This is a genomic window from Pseudoalteromonas sp. 19-MNA-CIBAN-0066, from assembly GCF_040308705.1.
GTDB lineage: Bacteria > Pseudomonadota > Gammaproteobacteria > Enterobacterales > Alteromonadaceae > Pseudoalteromonas > Pseudoalteromonas nigrifaciens.
In genome coordinates this window covers 1-232 of record NZ_JBEONZ010000448.1, presented here as the reverse complement: position 1 = coordinate 232, position 232 = coordinate 1, and the positions used below count along the sequence as shown (strand labels likewise).

Sequence of the window (232 nt, the reverse complement as noted above, 5' to 3'; positions counted from 1 at the left end):
AATTATCCCAAAGTGTCCCTTTTGATAAAAAATATGCCAGTTGATAACGATGCTTTGTATGGGCGCTACAAAGATCTGTTCCCGCATATATTAGAAGTAACCAACGAGAAGGTTGTTACCATGGAAAGAAGCGAAAGCAGTTATGAGCAGGCAGCTCAAATAAGTACAGCCCTTCAAGATATTGTTAAGCAGTTAACTACTCAAAATGTAGAGCAAAACAAAAGTACTAAAG

General features: G+C 37.5%; 1 pseudogene. It reads left to right on the top strand.

The annotated features are described in order from the left end of the window. Nucleotides 1-232 (top strand): annotated as a pseudogene (locus AAEZ18_RS19775) (response regulator); the annotation flags it as partial.